The following is a 22,495-nucleotide window of genomic DNA, read 5'->3' as shown; positions in this document are numbered from 1 at the left end:
AAAGAGGGATTCGATGGCAAGTGTAGGCATCATTATGGGCAGCATTTCAGATTGGGAAACGATGAAAGAAGCGTGCAGCGTTTTGGATGAGCTTTCGATCGATTATGAAAAAGAAATCATCTCGGCACATCGTACACCGGAAGATATGTTCACATACGCAGATACAGCCCGGGAAAAAGGGTTGAAAGTGATTATTGCAGGCGCAGGGGGCGCAGCTCACTTACCAGGAATGGTCGCATCCAAAACGACACTGCCGGTTATCGGGGTTCCGGTAGAATCGAAAGCTTTGCAAGGACTGGATTCTCTTTTATCCATTGTGCAGATGCCGGGAGGCGTTCCCGTTGCAACCGTTGCAATCGGGAAAGCAGGCGCGAAGAATGCTGGACTACTGGCAGCTGAAATGATTGGAGCTTTCGATCAGGAAGTAGCATCAAAACTATCAGACTATCGCCGTCAGATGGTAGATAAAGTGGACGGAATGAGGAGGGATCTTCGTGAAAGCTGACGTGATTCGACCAGGAAGAACGATTGGAATTCTAGGAGGCGGACAGCTCGGCCGGATGATGGCTGTCGCTGCAAGACATATGGGCTATCGAATCGCCGTGCTTGATCCTGCAGAAAATTGTCCTTGTGCCTCAATTGCCGAGGAACACATCGTCGCTGCATACGATGACTTGGAAGCGGCGGAGCGATTGAGTACGGTCAGTGACGTGATCACCTACGAATTTGAAAACGTCGACCTTAATGTGGCCCGACTTTTTGAAGAAAAAGGGAAGCTGCCGCAAGGGGCATTCGCGCTTGAGGTGACCCAAAACAGGGCGAAAGAAAAGGAAATCGCCGTCGATGCTGGACTGTCGGTGCCTGAGTATCGCATCGTGAACACTTTTGAAGAGGTGGAACAAGCGGTAGAAGTCACAGGCTATCCTGCTGTCATCAAGACGGTCAGCGGCGGCTATGATGGCAAAGGACAGCAGAAAATCGAAGACGAAACGCATCTCGAAGAGGTCCGCTCTTTTATGAAAGAAGGCGGCATCTACATTGTAGAGCAGTGGCTTGAATTCGACCTTGAAATTTCTCAAGTGTTCACAAGAGGAATGGATGGACGTATCATCCCGTTCCCGATTGCGGAAAATATCCATAAGAACCACATTTTGCATGAATCAAGAGTTCCGGCAACCGTTCCTGGTCATGTGGAAGAGCGCGCCCGTGAAGCGGTTGAAGTTTTGGCTGAACGAATCGGAGTGGTCGGTACATTCGCTGTGGAAATGTTCGTGAAGGGTGATGACATTTTTATTAACGAAATGGCTCCACGACCTCACAACTCCGGCCATTATACGATTGAAGCTTGCAGCGTATCGCAATTTGAACAGCATGTCCGTGCGATCTGCGGCCTCCCGCTGTTACCGGTCCATTCGTTCGGAGCAGCGGTGATGGTGAACGTGCTTGGTAAACACCGGGGCATTTTGCTTGATCGTCTGGAATATTACCACGGCTTTCATTTTCATGACTATGGAAAGAAAGAAGCCCGTCAGACCCGAAAAATGGGGCACATCACCTTTGTTGGTGACAACTTAGAAGAAATCGACAAACGCATCACAGAAAATCAGATCCATTTATGGTAGGAGGAAGACAATGATCGAACGTTATACACGCCCGGAAATGGGTGCAATATGGACAGAAGAAAATAGATACCAGGCCTGGCTTGAGGTTGAACTTTTGGCGTGTGAAGCCTGGAGTGAACTTGGGGTCATCCCGAAAGAAGACGTGGAGAAGCTGCGCAAGGGTGCTTCCTTCTCCATCGACCGTATTCACGAAATTGAAGCAGAAACCCGTCACGACGTGGTAGCCTTCACTCGTGCCGTCTCTGAAACGGTCGGAGAAGAACGCAAGTGGGTGCATTACGGACTGACTTCGACAGACGTTGTGGACACGGCGCTCTCCTATCAATTGAAGCAGGCGAATGAAATCATCCGCAAAGACCTTGTCAACTTCATCGAAATCCTTGGTGAAAAGGCGAAGGAACACAAACACACGGTCATGATGGGACGTACCCACGGCGTTCATGCTGAACCGACGACGTTTGGACTGAAGCTTGCCTTATATTATGAAGAAATGAAGCGTAACTTGGAGCGTTTGGACCTTGCGATGGAGCATATCCAGTTCGGAAAGCTTTCTGGAGCGGTCGGAACGTATGCGAACATCGATCCGTTTGTTGAAGAATATGTGTGTGAAAAGCTTGGCCTGAAGCCGGCTCCAGTTTCAACACAGACTTTGCAGCGCGATCGTCATGCTCATTATGTATCCACACTTGCTTTGGTTGCTACTTCCATCGAAAAAATTGCTGTGGAAATCCGTGGGCTTCAAAAAACGGAAACGCGTGAAGTTGAGGAATTTTTCGCGAAGGGTCAAAAAGGATCTTCAGCGATGCCGCATAAACGAAATCCAATCGGTTCTGAAAATATGACTGGAATGGCACGCGTGCTGCGTGGTAATATGCTGACGGCCTTTGAAAATGTACCGCTTTGGCATGAACGTGACATTTCTCACTCTTCTGCCGAGCGCATTATCCTGCCTGATGCAACGATCGCTTTGAATTACATGTTGAACCGTTTTGGCAACATTGTGAAGAACTTGACGGTGTTCCCTGAGCGGATGCAGGAAAATATGGAGAAAACATACGGACTCATCTTCTCCCAACGTGTATTGCTGACACTCATCGATGAAGGTCTCGTGCGTGAAGAAGCGTACGACCTCGTCCAGCCGAAAGCTATGGAAGCCTGGGAGCGCGGCATTCCGTTCCGTGAGCTGATTGAATCAGATGACAAGATCACATCTACGCTGTCCAAAGAACAGCTGGATGCCTGCTTTGACTACAAGCACCACCTGAAACAAGTCGACCGCATCTTCGACCGTATCGGCCTGTAGATTGAGGTAAGATAACGGTGAGATGAAGGTAATATAATGGAAAATACTGTATGACCTGGTACGCCAGAAACTGGTGTACCAGGTCATACAAAAAATCCCAATTCCTTAGCGAGGTGTTTCTGTATGAAGGGTTCTTTATTATACGAAGGAAAGGCAAAACGGGTGTACCATACGACGGATGAGTCGGATCAGCTCGTTTTATCTTATAAAGATGACGCTACTGCATTTAACGGCAAGAAAAAAGACGAGTTTGCAGGCAAAGGACGCCTCAATAACTTGATTACCTCGAAAGTATTCCAATACTTACACCAGCACAACATTACGACCCACTTTATTAAAGCTCTGAACGATACTGAACAACTAGTCAGACGAACGAACATCATTCCCCTTGAAGTCGTCGTCCGCAACCAGGCGGCTGGCAGCATTACCCGCCGGCTCGGTATCGAGGAAAAAACGAGCTTTACTCCACCGATCATTGAATTGTTTTACAAGAAAGACGAATTGAATGACCCGCTCATCAACGATGTCCATGCCTATCACCTGACGGACATTACGGAACAAGAACTCACGTTTATTAAACAGCAAGCGTTAGACATCAACTTGGAACTTCAAAAACTTTTCCGCTCGGCAGGATTGATGCTTGTCGATTTCAAATTGGAATTCGGCCGCCTCACAGACGGAACGATCGTCCTTTCTGATGAAATTTCCCCGGATACGTGTAGACTCTGGGACGAAGAAACAGGCGAGAAAATGGATAAAGACGTCTTCCGGGAAAGTACCGGGGACTTGATTGATACGTACACAAAGATTTTACATCGACTGGAGGAGAGCGTATGCGCAAAGTAAAGATCCACATCACATTAAAAGAAGGTGTCCTTGATCCGCAGGGGAAAGCCGTCCACAATTCACTTCAATCATTGGAGTACAGCAATGTCCAGGACGTACGCGTCGGAAAATACATGGAAGTGATGGTTGAAGACAGCGACAACCTTGAAGCGGAAATCGACCGCATGTGTGACCAGCTTCTTGCCAACCCTGTCATCGAAAATTACAGCTACACAATTGAGGAGGCGGGTTAACGTGAAATTCGCTGTCATCGTTTTTCCAGGATCGAATTGTGACCGTGATATGTACTTTGCTGTGAAAGATCAGCTTGGAGCAGAAGCCGATCTTGTCTGGTATAAGGAAGCGAATCTAGCAAACTATGATGGAATTCTATTGCCGGGCGGCTTCTCCTATGGTGACTACCTGCGTTCAGGTGCCATTGCCTCTACGTCTGATGTCATCACGCAAATCCGGGAAGCAGCTGAGGCAGGAAAACCAGTCCTTGGCGTCTGCAACGGATTTCAAATCCTTCTTGAAATGGGACTTCTTCCAGGTGCGATGCTTCCGAATGAAAAGCTCAAGTTCATGTGCCATTTCGAAACATTGACTGTCGAGAATGCTGACACGATGTTCACCCGTCAATACAAGGAAAAGGAAAAAATCCAAATTCCGATCGCGCACGGAGACGGCAATTATTTTTGTGACGAAGAAACGCTTCAGAAGCTTCAAAACAACAAGCAGATTGTATTTACGTATGACCAGAACCCGAACGGGTCCGTCGGAGATATTGCCGGTATTACGAATGAACATGGAAATGTGCTCGGCATGATGCCACACCCGGAGCGGGCGGTCGAAGCGCTTCTTGGTCATGATGACGGTCTTCGTCTATTTGAATCGATTTTGACACACTGGAGGGAACACCATGCCATCAATGCTTGAGATCAGTCCAGAACAAATCGAAGAACAGCGTATCTTTAGAGAGATGGGGCTGAAGGATGACGAGTATGCTTCCATCCGCTCGATTCTAGGCCGCCGCCCGAATTACACGGAAACCGGTTTGTTTTCCGTCATGTGGTCGGAACACTGCAGCTACAAAAACTCCAAACCGCTTTTGAAAAAGTTCCCGACCGAAGGTGCACACGTACTCCAAGGTCCAGGAGAAGGTGCGGGGATCATCGACATCGGTGATGACCAGGCTGTCGTTTTCAAAATTGAAAGCCACAACCACCCGTCTGCGGTTGAACCTTATCAAGGCGCAGCGACAGGTGTAGGTGGAATCCTGCGCGACGTCTTCTCGATGGGCGCCCGGCCGATTGCGCTTCTGAATTCGCTTAGGTTCGGTTCATTGCAGCAGCCGCGTGTGAAGTATCTTTTTGAAGAAGTCGTCCGCGGCATCGCCGGTTACGGCAACTGTGTCGGCGTGCCGACCGTTGGCGGTGAAGTCCAGTTTGATGATGCGTACAACGGAAATCCACTCGTCAATGCGATGTGTGTGGGATTAATCGATCATAAAGATATTCAAAAAGGAATCGCTGCAGGCATTGGCAACACGGTCATGTATGTCGGAGCCAAGACGGGCCGCGACGGCATCCACGGTGCTACCTTCGCATCAGAAGAGTTGTCGGAAGAGTCCGAAGAAAAGCGTCCATCCGTACAGGTTGGGGATCCGTTCATGGAAAAACTGCTCATCGAAGCTTGTCTTGATGTCATCCAGCACGATGCTCTTGTCGGTATTCAAGATATGGGGGCAGCAGGTCTCACCTCATCTGCGAGCGAAATGGCCAGTAAAGCAGGGACGGGGATGACGATGAATTTAGATTACATCCCGCAGCGCGAAGAAAATATGACGGCGTATGAAATGATGCTTTCTGAATCTCAGGAACGGATGCTGCTCGTAGTAGAAAAAGGGCGAGAAGAAGAGATTGCGAGAGTCTTCCGTAAGTATAACTTGGAAGCGGTAGCGGTCGGTGAAGTGACGGATACGAAACGCTTCCGTCTCGAGCACCATGGGGAAGTTGTTGCTGATGTTCCTGTTGATTCTCTTGCTGAGGATGCACCGGTCTATCACCAGCCGTCTCGCATCCCTGCATATTATGAAGAGTTTCAAAAAATGGAAGATTACATTCCGGAGATCACAGACTACCGGGAGACATTAGTGAATCTATTGAAACAACCGACCATTGCCAGTAAAGAATGGGTCTACGATCAGTACGATTCCATGGTCCAGACGAATACAGTCGTCACTCCAGGATCCGATGCGGCTGTGCTTCGTGTACGTGGAACGAAAAAAGCGCTCGCAATGACGACCGACTGCAACTCCCGTTATCTCTATGTCGATCCTGAGGTCGGTGGGAAAATCGCTGTCGCTGAAGCGGCGAGAAACATCGTCTGCTCTGGTGGTCGTCCACTGGGGATTACAGACGGACTCAACTTTGGGTCACCGGAAAACCCGGAAATCTTTTGGCAGATGGAAAAAAGCGTCGACGGCATGAGCGAAGCGTGCCGACTGCTTGAAACGCCTGTCATCGGTGGAAACGTCAGCTTATACAACGAGTCATTCGGTGGCCAGGCGATTTACCCGACACCGATTGTAGGTATGGTCGGTTTGATTGATGATGTCCAACATATCACGCGTTCCCATGCTCGGAGCGCCGGGGACTTGATTTATGTCATCGGGGAGACGCAAGCAGAGTTCGGTGGTAGTGAACTGCAGGGTATGCTTGAAGGAAAGCATTTCGGAAAAGCTCCTTCGATTGATTTGAATACAGAGTATAACCGTCAAAAACAGCTGCTCACAGCGATTCGCGCAGGACTTGTCGTATCTGCCCATGACGTGTCCGAGGGCGGTTTATCGGTCGCTCTTGCAGAAAAGCTGTTTGAAAAAGAGTTCGGCTGTGAGGTGACGCTCGAAGGTGAGCCTGTCACAGCGCTATTTGCAGAATCCCAGTCACGCTTCATCGTCACCGTAGCGCCGGAACAAAAACGAGCGTTTGAACAGAGTGTCACAGACGCTCGTCTGATCGGAACCGTGACGGAAAACGGGGTGTACAGAATCAAACAGGAAGGCGTCGTTCTGGAAGAAAAGACATCAGTGCTGAAAGAAGCGTGGAAAGGAGCGATCGGATGCTTGCTGAAATCAAAGGTTTAAATGAAGAATGCGGCATTTTTGGCGTCTGGGGTCATCAGGATTCAGCCCAGCTGACGTATTACGGTTTGCATGCCCTCCAACACCGAGGTCAGGAGGGAGCGGGCATTGTCACAACGGACGGGGAACAGTTGAAGCTCGCAAAAGGGCATGGCCTGATCAATGAAGTTTTCTCTGAAAACCAGCTCGAAGACTTGAGCGGTCATGCTTCAATTGGTCACGTGCGCTACGCAACGGCAGGGGATGGCGGCTATGAAAACATTCAGCCTCTCCTTTTCCGCTCTCAGACGGGCGGGTTGGCTCTTGCTCATAATGGAAACCTTGTGAATGCACAGGCGTTGAAAAACCAGCTTGAGGCACAAGGAAGTATTTTACAGACAACTTCGGATACCGAAGTTGTCGCCCACTTAATCAAACGTGCGCGTCATCTCCCTCTCGAGCAGGCCATCATGGAAGCTTTGTCGATGATCAAAGGCGCGTACGCGTTTCTTGTGATGACTGAAGATCGTATGTTTGTAGCCAATGACCCACGTGGCTTGCGTCCACTCAGCCTTGGTCATCTTGGCGAATCATGGGTCGTCTCTTCAGAAACGTGTGCCTTTGATGTCGTCGGTGCTGAGTATGACAGGGAAATCGACCCTGGTGAGCTGCTGATCATATCGGACGAGGGAATTGAATCAAAACGGTTCTCCGCTCCCATTCAGCGCACCCTCTGTTCCATGGAATATGTCTACTTCTCAAGACCGGACAGCAACCTTGATGGGAAGAATGTCCACGCCTCCCGTAAACGGATGGGCAAATCGCTGGCAGAAGAAGCGCCGATTGATGCGGACGTCGTGACAGGCGTCCCGGATTCAAGCATTTCGGCAGCCATCGGATATGCGGAAGCTTCCGGCATCCCATATGAGCTTGGGTTGATCAAAAACCGCTATGTCGGCCGTACCTTCATTCAGCCGTCCCAGGAACTCCGTGAACAAGGGGTGAAAATGAAGCTTTCTGCTGTCCGGGGGATTGTCGAGGGGAAAAAGGTCGTCATGGTCGATGATTCCATCGTAAGGGGAACGACGAGTCGGCGAATCGTGAAAATGTTGAAGGAAGCGGGAGCGAAAGAAGTCCACGTGAGGATTGCGTCTCCTCCGATTCAAAACCCTTGCTACTATGGCATTGATACATCCAACAGCGGCGAACTGATCGCCGCGAACAATTCCGTCGAGGAAATTGAAGAACAGATCGGCGCGGACAGCCTTGCTTTTTTATCCGTCCAGGGATTGAACGACAGCATTTATCAGGGAGAAGAGTCCCTGAAGCACGGCGGTTGTATGGCGTGTTTTACCGGCAATTACCCAACGGAAATTTATCCGAACACGATGCATCCATATGAAAAAGCATAGGAGGGAAGCGAGATGAGTCAATCGTATAAACAGTCGGGCGTCGATGTCGAAGCTGGTTACGAAGCGGTCGAGCGGATGAAAAAGCATGTCGCCCGGACGATGCGTCCGGAAGTGATGGGAGGACTTGGTTCTTTCGCTGGGTTGTTTGACTTGAGCGGCATGAGCTATGAACAACCTGTTCTGGTGACAGGAACAGACGGAGTCGGAACGAAACTGAAACTGGCGTTCGAGATGGACCGGCATGATACAATCGGGATAGATGTTGTCGCGATGTGTGTCAACGATATTGTGGCCCAAGGCGCAGATCCGCTTCTATTTTTGGATTACATTGCCTGTGGAAAAAATGTCCCCGCCAGGATTGAACAAATCGTCAAAGGAATTTCGGATGGCTGTGAACAGTCCGGTGCTGCTTTAGTCGGTGGAGAAACGGCGGAAATGCCCGGTATGTATGAGGCGAATGAATACGACCTCGCCGGCTTTGTCGTAGGAATGGCCGATAAGGAGCAGATCATCACAGGTGCTGCGATCAAAGAAGGAGACGTTTTAGTCGGTCTTCCTTCCTCCGGTGTCCACTCAAACGGTTTTTCTCTTGTCAGGAAACTCATCGCAGACCTGGACCTTGATACGGTACCGGCAGGCTGGGCCCGGACACTTGGAGAGGTTTTGCTGACTCCGACACGGATTTATGTTCCTGAGATTCAATCGCTGAAGAAGAACACCACCATCAAAGGCATCGCGCACATTACAGGAGGAGGATTTTACGAGAACCTTCCTCGTACACTGCCCGAAGGACTTGGTTGTGAAATCGACACCAATAGCTGGCAGGTGCCAGAAGTGTTCCGCTTTCTTCAGGAAAAAGGAGCCATCAGCGATGAGGAAATGTTCGGTGTGTTCAATATGGGTATCGGCATGGTCGTCGTGCTTGATCCATCTGATGTGAATGCCGCATTCGGAGCATGCGATGATGCGGTCGTCATCGGAAAAGTGACGAACAAAGAAGGAGTGCAGGGGATATGATCAACATTGCCGTCTTCGCCTCCGGTACGGGTTCGAATTTCGACGCAATCGTCAACAAAGTGGAATCCGGGGAGCTTGAAGCGAACATCGCCCTGCTCGTCTGTGATCGCATCGGTGCACCTGTCATTGAAAAGGCCCAGCAGCATGAAATCGATACCGTCGTTTACCGGCCAAAAAGTTTTACAGATAAAGCCGCGTATGAACAGGCGGTACTTGATGACTGCCGGCAGCGGGGGATAGAATTCATCGTCCTCGCCGGGTACATGCGACTGATCGGACCGACATTATTGAAGCCATATGAACGTCGAATCATCAATATCCACCCATCCCTACTGCCAGCCTTTCCGGGGAAAGATGCCATTGGTCAGGCCCTGGAGAAAAAGGTTAAAGTGACCGGCGTGACGGTCCATTATGTTGATGACGGCATGGATACAGGACCGATTATCGCTCAGGAACCCATTCATATAGAAGAAAACGATACAGAGGATGAAGTAAAAAATAAAATTCAGGCGGTCGAACACCGCCTCTACCCACAAGTGATTCAATCACTATTCATCAAGGAGGAATCTCTATGAAAAAACGTGCCCTACTGAGCGTTTCCAATAAACAAGGATTAACTGACTTTGCAAAAAAACTTCATGAACTCGACTATGAGCTCATTTCTACTGGTGGCACGAAGCGGGCCATCGAAGAAGCCGGTATTCCGGTACAATCCATTTCCGAGGTGACTGAATTTCCGGAAATCATGGACGGACGTGTGAAGACGCTTCACCCTTCGGTCCATGGTGGGTTACTCGCAAAACGCTCAAATGAAGAGCATATGAAGCAGCTTGAGGAACTAAGCATTGAGACGATCGAACTTGTCGCCGTCAACTTGTATCCATTCAAAGAAACGATTGCGAAAGAAGACGTCACGGAAGCGGATGCGATTGAAAACATCGATATTGGTGGACCGACGATGCTTCGTTCTGCAGCGAAGAGTTTTGAGGATGTCGCAGTCGTCGTGGACCCGGCCGATTATGAAGAGGTCATTGAAGGTCTCAAAAACGATGCCCTCTCTTATGAGTCCCGCCGTAAGCTTGCAGCCAAAGTGTTCCGTCATACCGCCAATTACGATGCAATGATTGCGGAATACTTTTCCGGTTTGACAGAAGAGCCATTTCCAGAGACATATTCCGTCACTTATGAAAAAGTTCAATCCCTGCGTTACGGAGAAAACCCGCACCAGAAGGCTGCTTTTTATAAAAAAGCGAACTTTGGAGGGACATCGCTTGCTGAAGCGGAACAGCTGAATGGAAAAGAGCTCTCCTACAACAACATTCAAGATGCCAACGCGGCCCTTGAAGTGGTACTTGAATTCAACCAGCCGGCAGCTGTCGCAGTTAAACATATGAACCCATGCGGCGTGGGAGTAGGAGAAAACTTGTATGACGCTTACGTTAAAGCGTATGAAGGCGATCCTGTATCGATCTTCGGTGGAATCGTCGCCTTGAACAGGGAAGTGGATGCCGATACAGCGGCGAAATTGAAAGAGATCTTCCTTGAGATCATCATCGCCCCGTCCTTCAGTCAAGAGGCGCTTGATATCCTGACAACGAAGAAAAACTTGCGCCTGTTGAAAGTGGATATGAAAAAAGCGGATCGTCCGGCTCATAAGCTTGTGACCGTCAATGGTGGGCTGCTCGTCCAGGATGCCGATGAAGGTTCGCTTGCCGATGTGGAGCTTGAAGTGGCAACAGAACGTGAGCCTTCCGAGCAGGAGCTTGAAGATTTGAAGCTTGGCTGGAAAGTCGTGAAACATGTGAAGTCAAATGCAATCATCGTAGCAAAAGGTGACCGTACGCTCGGTGTCGGTGCGGGACAGATGAACCGTGTCGGTGCAGCAAAAATCGCTTTTGAACAGGCGGGTGAGAAAGCGGAAGGCAGCATCATGGCTTCTGATGCCTTTTTCCCGATGCCGGATACTGTTGAAGCTGCAGCCGAAGCAGGTGTGACGGCGATTATCCAGCCTGGTGGTTCCAAGCGTGATCAAGATTCCATTGATGCCTGCAACAAACATGGCATCGCGATGGTCTTCACAAAAATGCGTCACTTCAAACACTAATCGAAAGGGTGGAGTCTTATGAACGTATTGGTCATCGGTCGAGGAGGCCGGGAGCACAGCCTTGTGCAGAAGTTCGCAGAAAGTCATCAGGTGGGTCGCGTTTTCGCTGCTCCTGGAAACGCAGGGATGAGTCAGGTGGCTGAATGCATTGATACGAGTGAGCAGGATTTTGACGGGCTGGTTGCTTTTGCCCAGGAGAGCAATGTGGGACTGACCGTGGTAGGTCCAGAAAACCCTTTGCTTGCTGGTTTAGTGGATGCTTTCCAGGAAGCGGACCTGCCGGTGTTTGGTCCGACCAAAGCGGCTGCTCTTATTGAAGGAAGCAAGCATTTCGCCAAGCAACTCATGCAAGAATACGAGATACCGACTGCTGGTTATGCTGCTTTTTCGGATGTGGAAGCTGCTCAAGCTTACATTAAAGAAAAGGGGGCGCCGATTGTCGTGAAGGCAGACGGTCTGGCTGCAGGAAAAGGGGTTGTTGTGGCTGAATCCCTGGATGAGGCGTTGTCAGCAGCGGAAGATATGCTTAAAAATGGCCAGTTTGGCGATGCTAGCCGTGAAATTGTCGTGGAGGAGTTTTTGGCAGGGGAGGAGTTCTCGCTGATGGCGTTTGTGAATGGTTCGAATGTTTATCCGATGCTCCCTGCGAAAGACCATAAGCGTGCATTTGACGGAGATCAAGGTCCGAATACAGGCGGAATGGGAGCCTTCGCTCCTGTGCAGGCATTGAATAATTCTTCGTACGCCTTTGCCGTCGAAGAGATTTTGAAGCCGGTAGCGGCAGCAATGGTGGCAGAAGGCCGGTCGTTTACAGGCATTTTGTATGCGGGACTAATCGAAACGTCTGAGGGGCCGAAGGTGATTGAATTCAATGCTCGATTCGGAGATCCAGAAACACAGGTTGTTCTGCCTTTGTTAGAAAATGACCTGGTGCAAGTAATGATGGATGTGCTGGATGGCAAAAAACCTGACCTGACATGGTCAGAGGGGGTTTGTGCGGGAGTCGTCGTCGCTTCTGAAGGCTATCCAGGAGCCTACGAAAAAGGGCGTCCGTTACCAGAGGTGGAAGTGGATGACGACGGTTTTGTCGTCCATGCGGGGACAGCATGGGAAGACGGGAAGTATGTATCCAGCGGCGGCCGCGTCCTCTTAATTGGAAGTAAAGGAAATGACTTGGCGCAAGCGCTGGACCGTACGTATCAATCGCTCCACCCATTTGAGAATCAGAGCGACTTTTTCTATCGAAGAGATATCGGACGATCATCAGTCTCTTCGGCGGCTTCGCATGCCGACATAGAATAAAGCGGCAATCGAACCGATGATGGTGACGATAACGAAACCGACGTCTGTGAAATATTCCATAAAATCCATACGATTCATCCTTTTGAAGAAAGAGCGGGACAGCCCGCTCTTTTTTGTTGGTGATTATGATTGATCAATGATCATTTGGTTATATCGACCAAAATACCGTGATATGGCTAACCTTTATTTTTATCGGCCAAATTCTTAATATATCGACGGAACAAGAATATCATCGGCAGAAACATGCCGTACACCTCCGCGTTTATTGGTCCTGCGGAAGGTTTTGCTGCCAGCTTTGCTCGATGCCGTCTTTCTCTGTAGCCATTTCTTCATAGACGGCAGTCAAAGGGCAGAAGCGTACAATCCCTTCCGCAACCTTCAATGCAGACAACATGATCAGAAGCGGGTGGGAAGAATCGCACTCTCTGCGTGCACCGCGGATCGTCAAATAGGTCAGCATACTGAGGCCTGCGGTGATGCGGACCATACTGTTGATGATTCCGATGTTCGGTTTCATTGTGCTTCCTCCTTACCAGAATGGAATATCCTGTGTTACGATAGAACATAATGATCTCAGGGAGGTACGCTCCATGAACGAAACACGTTTTCGTTGGCGGAACCGACAGCTGCGTGAACATGCAGCCATCATCGATGGAAAAACGGCGCCGACGAAATTAATAAAAAATACAACTTACTTGAATGTTTACTTAAAGAAATGGATGCAGGGCCACATTTGGTTATATGAGGATCGCATCATATATACCGGCCAAGAGCTTCCTTCCTATACAGAAGGTACGGAAATCATTGATGGCACAGACAGTTATATTGTGCCTGGCTATGTTGAACCGCATGCCCACCCATTTCAGTTATATAATCCCCAGAGCTTTGCAGAATATGCGGCAGAGACAGGGACCACAACGCTCGTCAACGATAACTTGATGTGGCTTTTTTTAACGGAAAAAGAGAAAGCGTTTTCTTTATTGGAAGAATTCATGGATTTACCTGCAACGATGTACTGGTGGGCCCGCTTTGATTCCCAGTCCGTACTTCGGGATGAAGATCGTCATGCTTTCGATTCACAGATTCTGGACTGGATCAGTCACGATGCGGTCATTCAGGGCGGAGAGCTGACCGCCTGGCCGGATGTCCTTCATCATGGAGACGAGCAGATACTGCATTTTATGCAGGAAACCAAACGCTCAAGAAAGCCATTGGAAGCTCACCTTCCGGGTGCTTCTGAACAAACGCTTGTGAAAATGCGCCTGCTTGGTATGGATTCAGAGCATGAATCGATGACCGCTGAAGATGTATTGAAACGTTTGGAAATCGGTTATCATACGGGATTGCGCTATTCATCCATCCGTCCGGATCTTCCGGATATCTTACAGGGTCTTGTTGAAAAAGGGCACACCCACTTCGACCATATGATGTACACAACGGATGGTTCGACGCCTGGCTTTTATCGTGAAGGACTGATCAATCCCTGTATCCAAATCGCATTGGATGCAGGCGTTCCGGCAATCGATGCATATATGATGGCTACGTACCACGCGGCTCGTCATTTCGGAATCGAAAATCGTGTAGGAAGCTTGAACGCCGGGCGCGTCGCTCACCTGAACTTTTTATCCGACCCGAAAGACCCGCTGCCGCACTCCATCATTGCTAAAGGGGAATGGACGAAGCGTGATGGTGAAGTTTTAAGAAAAGAAACGCCAATTCAATGGGAGAAAAACGGTGTACAGCCGCTTCAACTGGATTGGGAAGTGACGGATGCGGATATGCAGTTTTCCATGCCGATTGGTCTTGAGATGGTGAATGATGTCATTATGAAACCTTATGCCATCGATACGGATGCTTCCACCGACCGGTTGAGTGAGAACAATAAAGAATCTTACTTGATGCTCATGGACCGGGAAGGAGAATGGATGGTCAATACGCTGCTGAAAGGATTCACACAGAGTTTGGGCGGTCTCGTCAGCTCTTACAGCAATACAGGGGATATCATATTGACAGGGAAATCGCGTAAAGATATGAAGAAGGCTTTTCAACGTATGAAGGAAATCGGTGGTGGAATTGTGCTCGTCAATGAAGGGGAAGTCCTATTTGAACTGCCTTTGTCTCTTGGCGGAGTGATGGCCGATCTGCCGATGAAAGAGCTCATGGAGGAAGAAGCGAAATTGAAAGAATGCCTGAATGAACATGGCTTTACTTTCAATGATCCCGTTTACACGCTCCTCTTCCTATCATCCATGCATTTGCCATTCATCCGAATTACACCGCTTGGAATCATGGATGTGAAAAAGAAAGAGGTACTCTTTCCTTCAATAATGCGTTAAAATAAAAGAGGGAATACAGATAAGGAAGTGCTATCATTGAGAAAGCTTACATTCTTCAGCTTGCTTGTCGTCCTTTTTCTTGCCGCTTGTAATAAGGAAGCAGGGGCCGCCCAACCTGAAGAAACGAAAGAGATAGAAACAGCGGTCGAAGAACAAATAGAGACAAAAGAGAACGTGACCGCTGATGAAAAGGAAGAAAATGAACAAGCCTATACAGAAACGTTTCCACTGACGGGTGAACCGACGTCTGAAAATGCAGACCACCGTGCCTTGTCCGTCATGGTGAACAACCACCCGAAAGCAAGGCCTCAATCCGGATTGAGTCAGGCCGATCTTGTCTATGAAGTTTTGGCGGAGGGGCAGATTACACGCTTCCTCGCTTTGTTCCATAGTGAGATTCCTGATACAATAGGTCCGGTAAGAAGTGCACGTCCATACTATTTTGAAATCGCTGATGGGTTTCATGCGCTTTATACCTATCACGGTGCATCTGTGGCCATCAATCAAAAAGTAGCCCGCAGCGGTGTCGATTTCCTGGATGGAGCGATGTATGATAACAACGGCTGGTTATTTAAACGGTCCTCCGATCGTGCAGCTCCTCACAATTCTTATCTTTTGACAGAGGGAGTCGAGCAGGCGGTTGCGAACAAAGGCTATGAGGCGGAAGGAGCACCTGAAGCTCTGCCTTTCTCTAGAGAAGGGCTCTATGATGGCACACCAGTGCAGGACGTCCAGGTCACTTATGGCAGTCGGACGAACGTGAGTTTTACTTATGATAAAGAGAAAGAGCAGTTTTTACGTTCCAGTGATGGAGAGCCATCCATCGACCGTTTAAATGGAGAATGGATAGCCGCAGACAATGTCATGATTATTGAAACGGACCACCGGATCATTGATGGTGCCGGCCGTCGTGCGATTGATCTGACATCAGGCGGGAACGGGTTTCTTTTACAAAAAGGAAAAATGAAAGAAGTAGAGTGGAAGAACGTCAATGGACGATTGCTTCCCTATAAAGACGGCAGTCCTCTGGCATTTATACCAGGGAAGACTTGGGTGAACATCATTCCAGGAAACGCTGCAGTAGAATCGGAGTAAGGAGGGAAAAGGCATGCAGATCGATAAATTGAGAGGAAAGACGCTCGATCAACTGTTCGAAGCGGTTTTATCTTTGCAGAGTATAGAAGAATGCTATGAATTCTTTGATGATCTCGCAACGATGAATGAAGTTCAATCACTCGCTCAGCGATTGGAAGTAGCGCGCATGCTGCGCGAAGGCTTCACTTATCATAAAATTGAAACCGAAACAGGTGCATCCACGGCGACGATTTCCCGTGTGAAACGCTGCTTGAATTATGGCAATGATGCCTATACACAAGCGCTTGACCGTGTGCAGGCAAAACAAACCGAATAGATGATAGGAGACTGCCAATATTTGTGGCAGTCTTTTTTGTGATCTGAATAACCGACCATGGAAACACTTTTCCGTGATTCTAAGACAAAACGGACAGGCATAGGCTAGTACTATGGAAGGGGACCTGTCCGATGAAAACGATGTTGAAAAAAGGCGCCATGATCATTCTCGGCAGTATGATACTTTCACTCGGCATCAACTTTTTCCTGATTCCGGATCATGTGTTAGATGGAGGCATCATAGGAATCGGGATGATTGCCAATTATATATGGGGACTTGAAGTCGGGCTTACGATCATCTGCTTCAGCATTCCGATTTTCACGCTCGCCTGGTTCTATTACCGTTCGTATTTCTACAACAGTCTGCACGGGTTGTTGATTTCTTCTTTTTCCATTGATGTTCTTCAAGGTTTACGGGTCCATCACTTGCCGCTCGATCCAGCAATCAGCTCTATTATTGGAGGGGCGCTTGTGGGTGGAGGGATTGGATTGATGCTCCGCGTCCATACAAGCACGGGCGGAACCGACCTCCTCGCCCAGATGATCGCCGATTGGTGCAAAGTCAATGTCGGATTCGTCATCCTCGCGATCGACGCCGTGGTTATCGGTGCCAGTGGCTACCTCTTTTCACTCGAGACGCTCATGCTCTCCGCCATCACCATCCTAAGCGTGGGACTCGTCACCATGACCTTCACATCCACCCGCCTCCTCCCCGAACAGCCATCTTGATTTTGGTATGGTAATGTTTGTATGATCATCTGGATGACCCATCTGCATGACCTGGTCATCCATAATTTTACAATAGCACAAAGCCAAAGCCCGACTCTCTTTTCGGTGGAGAGGACGGGCTTTTTCGTGTTTACAATTTATGGTGTACCAGGTCATACATATATTTCCACCACCCTTCACAACCTCTTCTTATAATGGTCATAGAATTGTTTGGTTGTGCCCCTCAACCCGGGGATGAAAATTTGCTATAATGGGTAGATGGATAACTGTTGTTTTGGAGGACGGAAATGTACAATATAAGCGAGTGGGATCATGTGTTCAAGCTTGATCCGAATAAGACGATCACAGACGCAGACTTAGAAAAGATATGTACATCAGGAACGGATGCGATCATCGTCGGCGGTACAGACGGCGTCACGTTCGAAAACGTCACGGATTTGCAGGAACGCATCGAGGAGTACGACATCAGCGTTGTGTTGGAAGTGTCGGACATCGAAGCGATTGCGCCCGGCTTCGATGCTTATTTCATCCCTCTTGTGCTGAACAGTGGTCATAAGAAGTGGATGATTGATGTGCAGCACCACGCGATCAAAGAGTATGCAGATGTGATCGAGTGGCAGGACATGATGACAGAAGGGTATTGTGTGCTAAACCCTGAAGCGAAAGTGTTCAAACGGACGGAGTGCTCGCTTCCGGATGAAGAAGATGTCCTCGCCTATGCTCAGATGGCTGAACATATTTTCCGTCTGCCCGTTTTTTACATGGAATACAGCGGGACCTACGGCGATCCAGACTTGGTCAAAGCCGTAGCCCGACAATTAGAAAACACATCCCTCGTTTACGGCGGAGGCATCCGTTCGGAAAAACAGGCGTCAGAAATGGCCGCCTATGCAGATGTCATCGTTGTCGGCGATGTGATTTATGATAACCTAGAGGTTGCTCTTAAAACGGTCGAAGCCGTTAAATCAATGAAGATGAAGGATGGTGGACCCTCATGACACAGGCATTGAACGCATTGATTCAAGGCTTGAATACAGAACAACGAGAAGCGGTGACCCACACAGAAGGCCCGCTGCTCATCATGGCAGGTGCCGGAAGTGGTAAAACACGCGTACTGACACACCGCATCGCCTATCTACTTAGTGAAAAAGACATTGCGCCACGGAATATATTAGCGATTACGTTTACAAATAAAGCGGCACGCGAAATGAAAGAGCGTGTCGAATCTCTTGTCGGCAAAGACGGGGAAAAAATCTGGATGTCCACGTTCCACTCGATGTGTGTAAGGATTTTGAGACGTGACATCGACCGGATCGGTTATGATCGCAATTTTTCGATCTTGGATTCGAGCGATCAACTTTCTGTTATTAAACAAGTACTGAAAGAGATCAACCTTGATCCGAAAAAATGGGACCCGCGTGCGATGCTCGGCGCGATTAGTAATTCAAAGAACGAATTGATGACCGCAGAAGATTATGAAAAACAAGCGGGTAACATGCATGAAGAACAAATCGCCCAAATTTACAAAGGCTATCAAAAGAAACTCCGCAAAAACCAGTCGCTCGATTTCGACGACTTGATCATGCAAACCTTAAGACTTTTCGACGAAGTGCCGGAAGTGTTGGAATCCTACCAGCGCCGTTTCCAGTACATCCATGTCGATGAGTATCAGGATACGAACCATGCTCAGTATCAACTGGTCAAACATTTGGCGAGCCGTTACCAGAATCTCTGTGTTGTCGGTGACTCCGACCAGTCCATTTATGCTTGGCGCGGAGCGGATATTCAAAACATCCTGAACTTTGAAAGTGACTACCCGAAAGCACGTACAATCCTGCTTGAGCAGAACTACCGCTCAACGGAATTAATCTTGGATGCCGCCAACAACGTCATTGATAAAAACAGCGGCCGTAAGCCGAAGCGTCTTTGGACAGACAATAAAGGTGGAGAGAAGATTCATTACCACCAGGCAGGCACGGAACGTGAAGAAGGTCTTTTTGTCACAGATAAAATTGAAGACCTCGTTCGCCAAGGAAAGTTCCGCTATCAGGACGTGGCGATTTTGTACCGCACGAACGCTCAGTCCCGTACGATTGAGGAAACGTTCGTCAAAGCAGGGGTACCATACCAGATGATCGGTGGGACGAAGTTCTATGATCGTAAAGAGATTAAGGACATGCTTGCTTACCTGCGTCTCATCGCGAACCCGAACGACGACTTAAGCTTCCAGCGTGTCGTCAACGAACCGAAGCGCGGTGTCGGAAAAACGAGTATGGATAAGATGCTTGCTTATGCGGCGGATCAAGACATTTCCTTATACGAAGCCGCGGCGGAAGTCGATTTCGTGGGGGTCAGCGCTAAAGCAGCGAAAGCGATCATGAGCTTCCGTAAAATGATCCAGAATTGGGCCGAGCAGCAGGAATTCCTTTCTGCAACGGATATGGTCCAGGAAGTCATCGATAAGACCGGCTATGAAGAGATGCTTATGAACGAGAAGAGCATCGAAGCGCAAAGCCGCCTTGAGAACATTGAAGAATTCAAATCTGTTACGAAAAACTTTGAAGAAAACGCCGAAGATAAAACACTGGTCGCTTTCTTGACGGATCTCGCTTTGATTGCGGATATTGATTCTATGAATGAAGACCCTAGTAGTGATGACACCGTTACGTTGATGACGCTGCACTCAGCGAAGGGGCTCGAGTTCCCAGTTGTTTTCCTCATTGGTATGGAGGAGAACGTCTTTCCGCACAGCCGTGCGCTAATGGATGAAGAGGAAATGGAAGAAGAACGCCGTCTTGCTTATGTCGGGATTACCCGTGCGGAAAAAGAGTTGTTCATTTCTCACGCGAAAATGCGTACCCTGTACGGCCGTACGAACATGAATCCAATCAGTCGCTTTATTCATGAAATTCCGGAAGAGCTGATACAAGGAAAAGAACAGAAAGAAGAGCTGCCATTCTTCAATAAAAAACGTGAAAGCACGCCGTTCGGTACGAAGCCTCAAGCCGCTCCGAAAAAACGGGCCGCGAAGAAGCCTGAGAAAAAATCTTCAGGCGGGGAAAAAATCGGCTGGCAGCCGGGTGATAAAGCACACCACAAAAAGTGGGGCGAAGGCACGGTCGTCAAAGTGCAGGGTGAAGGAGATGGGATGGAACTCGATATCGCCTTCCCGGCACCGACAGGTATTAAGCGCCTGCTTGCTCGTTTTGCTCCGATTACGAAAGCGTAAGGAAGTGGATGGATATGAACGCAACGGAAGCTAAGCAAAAGATCGAAACACTCAGACAGGATCTCGAACAGTACAGTTATGAATATCACACGCTCGATGATCCGAGTGTTTCCGACTATGAATATGATAAAAAAATGCAGGAATTGATCAAGCTTGAAGAAGAGCACCCGGACTTGCAGACGCCGGATTCACCTTCCCAGCGGGTCGGTGGCAAGCCTCTGGACGCTTTTGTAAAAGTGCAGCACGACATCCCGATGCTCAGCCTCGGCAATGCTTTTAATGATGAAGAACTGCGCGACTTCGACCGTCGTGTCAAAAATGGCACGGAGGCAGAGGTCAATTACGTATGTGAACTGAAAATCGATGGCCTTGCCGTTTCTCTAAAATATGAAGATGGGATTTTCGTGCGGGGAGCGACTCGTGGAGATGGGACGACCGGGGAAGATATTACGAAAAACCTGCGGACTATCCGAAACATTCCTCTTCGGTTGAAAGAACCGGTGACCGTCGAAGTCAGAGGCGAAGCGTATATGCCGAAGAAGTCATTCATGGCATTGAATGAAGCCAAAGAATCGAATGGGGAAGAACCTTTCGCCAACCCACGTAACGCCGCTGCGGGTTCCTTACGACAGCTGGACCCGAAAATTGCGGCCAAGCGTAATCTGGACATTTTCTTATATGGCATCGGTGTGTGGGAAAATGATCCGACAGAAGCGCACAGTGAACGCCTGGAGAAAATGAAAGAGCTCGGCTTGAAAACAAATCCGGAATGGAAAAAGTGTAACGATATCGAAGAGGTCATCGACTATGTGAATAGCTGGGTCGAACACCGTGCGGATCTTGATTACGAGATTGACGGCATCGTCATCAAAGTGGACAGCCTCGATCAACAGGAAGACTTAGGTTTTACGGCGAAAAGCCCGCGGTGGGCAACGGCCTACAAGTTCCCGGCAGAAGAAGCGATCACGAAGCTGAAGGATATTGAACTCAGTGTTGGCCGAACAGGTGCGGTGACTCCGACAGCGATTCTTGATCCGGTCAAAGTTGCAGGAACAACGGTGCAACGTGCATCCTTGCATAATGAAGACCTGATTATCGAAAAAGACATCCGTATCGGAGACACGGTGGTCATCAAGAAAGCCGGAGACATCATCCCTGAAGTCGTCCGTGTAGTTGAAGATCAGCGGACTGGTGAAGAAGAGCCGTACCGCATGCCGGAAGAATGTCCGGAGTGTGGCAGTCAGCTTGTCCGTCTTGATGAAGAAGTCGCTTTACGCTGCGTGAATCCGAACTGTCCGGCCCAATTGCGGGAAGGCTTGATTCACTTCGTTTCAAGAAATGCGATGGATATTGAAGGTCTTGGGGAAAAAGTGATCGCCCAACTTTTCCAGGAGAACTTAATTCATACGATCGCAGACTTGTATAAGCTCGACCGTGAAGAGCTGTTGCAGCTTGATCGTATGGGTGAAAAATCAGTGGAGAACCTTTTGAATGCGATTGAAGCTTCAAAAGAAAACTCCCTCGAGCGACTGCTGTTCGGTCTTGGAGTGCGTTACGTTGGTTCGAAAGCCGCAAGTACGCTTGCCCAGCATTTTGAACATATGGACGCCCTCGTCGAAGCGGATGCCGCTGCACTTGAAGCCATTCCTGAAATCGGCAGCAAGATGGCCGAATCGATCGCCAGCTACTTTGATGAAGACCAGGTCCTCCAGTTATTGGGAGAATTGAAGCGTCTCGGTCTTAACATGGAATACAAAGGTGCGAAGAAGAGCGACCAGCCGATCGATTCTCCTTTCAACGATAAGACTGTGGTCCTTACAGGGAAAATGGAGGATTACAGCCGATCGGATATGAAGAAAATGATTGAGGAACTTGGCGGGAAAGTGACAGGAAGTGTCAGTAAGAAAACCGACCTTCTTATCGCTGGGGAAGACGCCGGTTCCAAGTACACGAAAGCATCGGACTTGGGGATTGAAATTTGGGATGAAGAGCAGTTCAAAAACGCTCTATCCTGATCGGCCAAACGTTTTATGGTTATACAAGACGAGCCGGAGCGTGAGAAGTCAAAGACGCTCCGGCTGG

21 protein-coding genes are annotated in these 22,495 nt (G+C 48.9%); 19 read left to right on the top strand and 2 right to left on the bottom strand.

What is annotated here, in order from left to right:
• Positions 1-13 precede the first annotated feature (13 nt).
• The 12 genes from purE (at position 14) to purD (ending at position 12,709) form a co-directional block, all read left to right on the top strand.
• Positions 14-505 (top strand): 5-(carboxyamino)imidazole ribonucleotide mutase, encoded by a 492-nt coding sequence (gene purE / locus K2225_RS17200; protein WP_220585868.1) that lies wholly within the window; start codon positions 14-16, stop codon positions 503-505.
• On the top strand, positions 495-1,622 hold the full coding sequence (gene purK, locus K2225_RS17195) for a 5-(carboxyamino)imidazole ribonucleotide synthase (protein ID WP_220585867.1): 1,128 nt from the start codon (positions 495-497) through the stop codon (positions 1,620-1,622). Before purE ends, purK begins: the two co-directional genes overlap by 11 nt.
• A 10-nt stretch (positions 1,623-1,632) precedes the next feature.
• A complete protein-coding gene (purB, locus tag K2225_RS17190; RefSeq protein WP_220585866.1) occupies positions 1,633-2,925 on the top strand; it encodes an adenylosuccinate lyase in 1,293 nt (430 codons plus the stop codon).
• Positions 2,926-3,048: 123 nt separating this feature from the next.
• The gene (gene purC, locus K2225_RS17185) at positions 3,049-3,771 is read left to right on the top strand and encodes a phosphoribosylaminoimidazolesuccinocarboxamide synthase (RefSeq protein ID WP_220585865.1); all 723 of its coding nucleotides are present in this window, start codon (positions 3,049-3,051) and stop codon (positions 3,769-3,771) included.
• Positions 3,759-4,004 (top strand): phosphoribosylformylglycinamidine synthase subunit PurS, encoded by a 246-nt coding sequence (purS, locus tag K2225_RS17180; protein WP_220585864.1) that lies wholly within the window; start codon positions 3,759-3,761, stop codon positions 4,002-4,004. Before purC ends, purS begins: the two co-directional genes overlap by 13 nt.
• A 1-nt stretch (position 4,005) precedes the next feature.
• Positions 4,006-4,689 carry a phosphoribosylformylglycinamidine synthase subunit PurQ gene (gene purQ, locus K2225_RS17175; RefSeq protein ID WP_220585863.1) on the top strand — a complete coding sequence of 228 codons (684 nt, stop codon included), beginning with the start codon at positions 4,006-4,008 and terminating at the stop codon, positions 4,687-4,689.
• Positions 4,673-6,898, top strand: coding sequence for a phosphoribosylformylglycinamidine synthase subunit PurL (gene purL / locus K2225_RS17170; RefSeq protein ID WP_220585862.1), 2,226 nt, complete (start codon positions 4,673-4,675; stop codon positions 6,896-6,898). Before purQ ends, purL begins: the two co-directional genes overlap by 17 nt.
• On the top strand, positions 6,874-8,286 hold the full coding sequence (gene purF / locus K2225_RS17165) for an amidophosphoribosyltransferase (protein WP_220585861.1): 1,413 nt from the start codon (positions 6,874-6,876) through the stop codon (positions 8,284-8,286). The genes purL and purF overlap by 25 nt, the downstream gene beginning before the upstream one ends.
• A 12-nt stretch (positions 8,287-8,298) precedes the next feature.
• Complete coding sequence (gene purM, locus K2225_RS17160) at positions 8,299-9,303, top strand: phosphoribosylformylglycinamidine cyclo-ligase (protein ID WP_220585860.1); 1,005 nt, start codon at positions 8,299-8,301, stop codon at positions 9,301-9,303.
• Complete coding sequence (purN, locus tag K2225_RS17155) at positions 9,300-9,878, top strand: phosphoribosylglycinamide formyltransferase (protein ID WP_220585859.1); 579 nt, start codon at positions 9,300-9,302, stop codon at positions 9,876-9,878. Before purM ends, purN begins: the two co-directional genes overlap by 4 nt.
• The gene (gene purH / locus K2225_RS17150) at positions 9,875-11,407 is read left to right on the top strand and encodes a bifunctional phosphoribosylaminoimidazolecarboxamide formyltransferase/IMP cyclohydrolase (protein ID WP_220585858.1); all 1,533 of its coding nucleotides are present in this window, start codon (positions 9,875-9,877) and stop codon (positions 11,405-11,407) included. Before purN ends, purH begins: the two co-directional genes overlap by 4 nt.
• Positions 11,408-11,425: 18 nt before the next feature.
• On the top strand, positions 11,426-12,709 hold the full coding sequence (gene purD / locus K2225_RS17145; RefSeq protein WP_220585857.1) for a phosphoribosylamine--glycine ligase: 1,284 nt from the start codon (positions 11,426-11,428) through the stop codon (positions 12,707-12,709).
• Here purD and K2225_RS20220 read toward each other — a convergent pair.
• Together K2225_RS20220 and K2225_RS17140 are read right to left on the bottom strand one after the other, a co-directional pair.
• Complete coding sequence (locus tag K2225_RS20220; protein WP_335808466.1) at positions 12,671-12,778, bottom strand: EYxxD motif small membrane protein; 108 nt, start codon at positions 12,776-12,778, stop codon at positions 12,671-12,673. The two genes, purD and K2225_RS20220, sit on opposite strands and share 39 nt — an antisense overlap.
• Positions 12,779-12,971: 193 nt before the next feature.
• On the bottom strand, positions 12,972-13,226 hold the full coding sequence (locus K2225_RS17140) for a YgaP family membrane protein (RefSeq protein ID WP_146815680.1): 255 nt from the start codon (positions 13,224-13,226) through the stop codon (positions 12,972-12,974).
• A 73-nt stretch (positions 13,227-13,299) separates the two neighbouring features.
• Here K2225_RS17140 and K2225_RS17135 point away from each other — a divergent pair, with 73 nt between their 5' ends.
• The 7 genes from K2225_RS17135 to ligA all read left to right on the top strand — a co-directional run bounded on the left by K2225_RS17135 (position 13,300) and on the right by ligA (position 22,428).
• Entirely contained in the window at positions 13,300-15,045 is a 1,746-nt protein-coding gene (locus tag K2225_RS17135) for an adenine deaminase C-terminal domain-containing protein (protein ID WP_220585856.1), read from the top strand.
• 36 nt (positions 15,046-15,081) lie between these two features.
• Positions 15,082-16,140 (top strand): DUF3048 domain-containing protein, encoded by a 1,059-nt coding sequence (locus K2225_RS17130; protein ID WP_220585855.1) that lies wholly within the window; start codon positions 15,082-15,084, stop codon positions 16,138-16,140.
• A gap of 13 nt (positions 16,141-16,153) precedes the next feature.
• Entirely contained in the window at positions 16,154-16,456 is a 303-nt protein-coding gene (locus K2225_RS17125; RefSeq protein WP_146815674.1) for a YerC/YecD family TrpR-related protein, read from the top strand.
• A 140-nt stretch (positions 16,457-16,596) separates the two neighbouring features.
• A complete protein-coding gene (locus tag K2225_RS17120) occupies positions 16,597-17,184 on the top strand; it encodes a YitT family protein (protein ID WP_220586014.1) in 588 nt (195 codons plus the stop codon).
• Positions 17,185-17,471: 287 nt separating this feature from the next.
• On the top strand, positions 17,472-18,182 hold the full coding sequence (gene pcrB, locus K2225_RS17115) for a heptaprenylglyceryl phosphate synthase (RefSeq protein ID WP_220585854.1): 711 nt from the start codon (positions 17,472-17,474) through the stop codon (positions 18,180-18,182).
• Complete coding sequence (pcrA, locus tag K2225_RS17110) at positions 18,179-20,413, top strand: DNA helicase PcrA (protein ID WP_220585853.1); 2,235 nt, start codon at positions 18,179-18,181, stop codon at positions 20,411-20,413. Before pcrB ends, pcrA begins: the two co-directional genes overlap by 4 nt.
• A gap of 14 nt (positions 20,414-20,427) precedes the next feature.
• Positions 20,428-22,428, top strand: a complete 2,001-nt coding sequence (gene ligA, locus K2225_RS17105; protein WP_220585852.1) for an NAD-dependent DNA ligase LigA — start codon at positions 20,428-20,430, stop codon at positions 22,426-22,428.
• Positions 22,429-22,495 lie beyond the last annotated feature (67 nt).

This window comes from Halobacillus sp. Nhm2S1, assembly GCF_019599545.1.
Lineage (GTDB): Bacteria > Bacillota > Bacilli > Bacillales > Halobacillaceae > Halobacillus.
Note: the sequence above shows the minus strand (reverse complement) of the source record. Positions and strands in the feature narration are given on the sequence as shown.

Bases quoted from the DNA above. Each gene is read 5' to 3' on its own strand.
- purE (WP_220585868.1), top strand. From the start codon at position 14: ATGGCAAGTGTAGGCATCATTATGGGCAGCATTTCAGATTGGGAAACG.
- K2225_RS17135 (WP_220585856.1), top strand. From the start codon at position 13,300: ATGAACGAAACACGTTTTCGTTGGCGGAACCGACAGCTGCGTGAACAT.
- pcrA (WP_220585853.1), top strand. From the start codon at position 18,179: ATGACACAGGCATTGAACGCATTGATTCAAGGCTTGAATACAGAACAA.
- purC (WP_220585865.1), top strand. From the start codon at position 3,049: ATGAAGGGTTCTTTATTATACGAAGGAAAGGCAAAACGGGTGTACCAT.
- K2225_RS20220 (WP_335808466.1), bottom strand. From the start codon at position 12,778: ATGGATTTTATGGAATATTTCACAGACGTCGGTTTCGTTATCGTCACC.
- purN (WP_220585859.1), top strand. From the start codon at position 9,300: ATGATCAACATTGCCGTCTTCGCCTCCGGTACGGGTTCGAATTTCGAC.
- ligA (WP_220585852.1), top strand. From the start codon at position 20,428: ATGAACGCAACGGAAGCTAAGCAAAAGATCGAAACACTCAGACAGGAT.
- purH (WP_220585858.1), top strand. From the start codon at position 9,875: ATGAAAAAACGTGCCCTACTGAGCGTTTCCAATAAACAAGGATTAACT.
- purB (WP_220585866.1), top strand. From the start codon at position 1,633: ATGATCGAACGTTATACACGCCCGGAAATGGGTGCAATATGGACAGAA.
- K2225_RS17125 (WP_146815674.1), top strand. From the start codon at position 16,154: ATGCAGATCGATAAATTGAGAGGAAAGACGCTCGATCAACTGTTCGAA.
- K2225_RS17140 (WP_146815680.1), bottom strand. From the start codon at position 13,226: ATGAAACCGAACATCGGAATCATCAACAGTATGGTCCGCATCACCGCA.
- purF (WP_220585861.1), top strand. From the start codon at position 6,874: ATGCTTGCTGAAATCAAAGGTTTAAATGAAGAATGCGGCATTTTTGGC.
- purL (WP_220585862.1), top strand. From the start codon at position 4,673: ATGCCATCAATGCTTGAGATCAGTCCAGAACAAATCGAAGAACAGCGT.
- pcrB (WP_220585854.1), top strand. From the start codon at position 17,472: ATGTACAATATAAGCGAGTGGGATCATGTGTTCAAGCTTGATCCGAAT.
- purD (WP_220585857.1), top strand. From the start codon at position 11,426: ATGAACGTATTGGTCATCGGTCGAGGAGGCCGGGAGCACAGCCTTGTG.
- purM (WP_220585860.1), top strand. From the start codon at position 8,299: ATGAGTCAATCGTATAAACAGTCGGGCGTCGATGTCGAAGCTGGTTAC.
- purS (WP_220585864.1), top strand. From the start codon at position 3,759: ATGCGCAAAGTAAAGATCCACATCACATTAAAAGAAGGTGTCCTTGAT.
- K2225_RS17120 (WP_220586014.1), top strand. From the start codon at position 16,597: ATGTTGAAAAAAGGCGCCATGATCATTCTCGGCAGTATGATACTTTCA.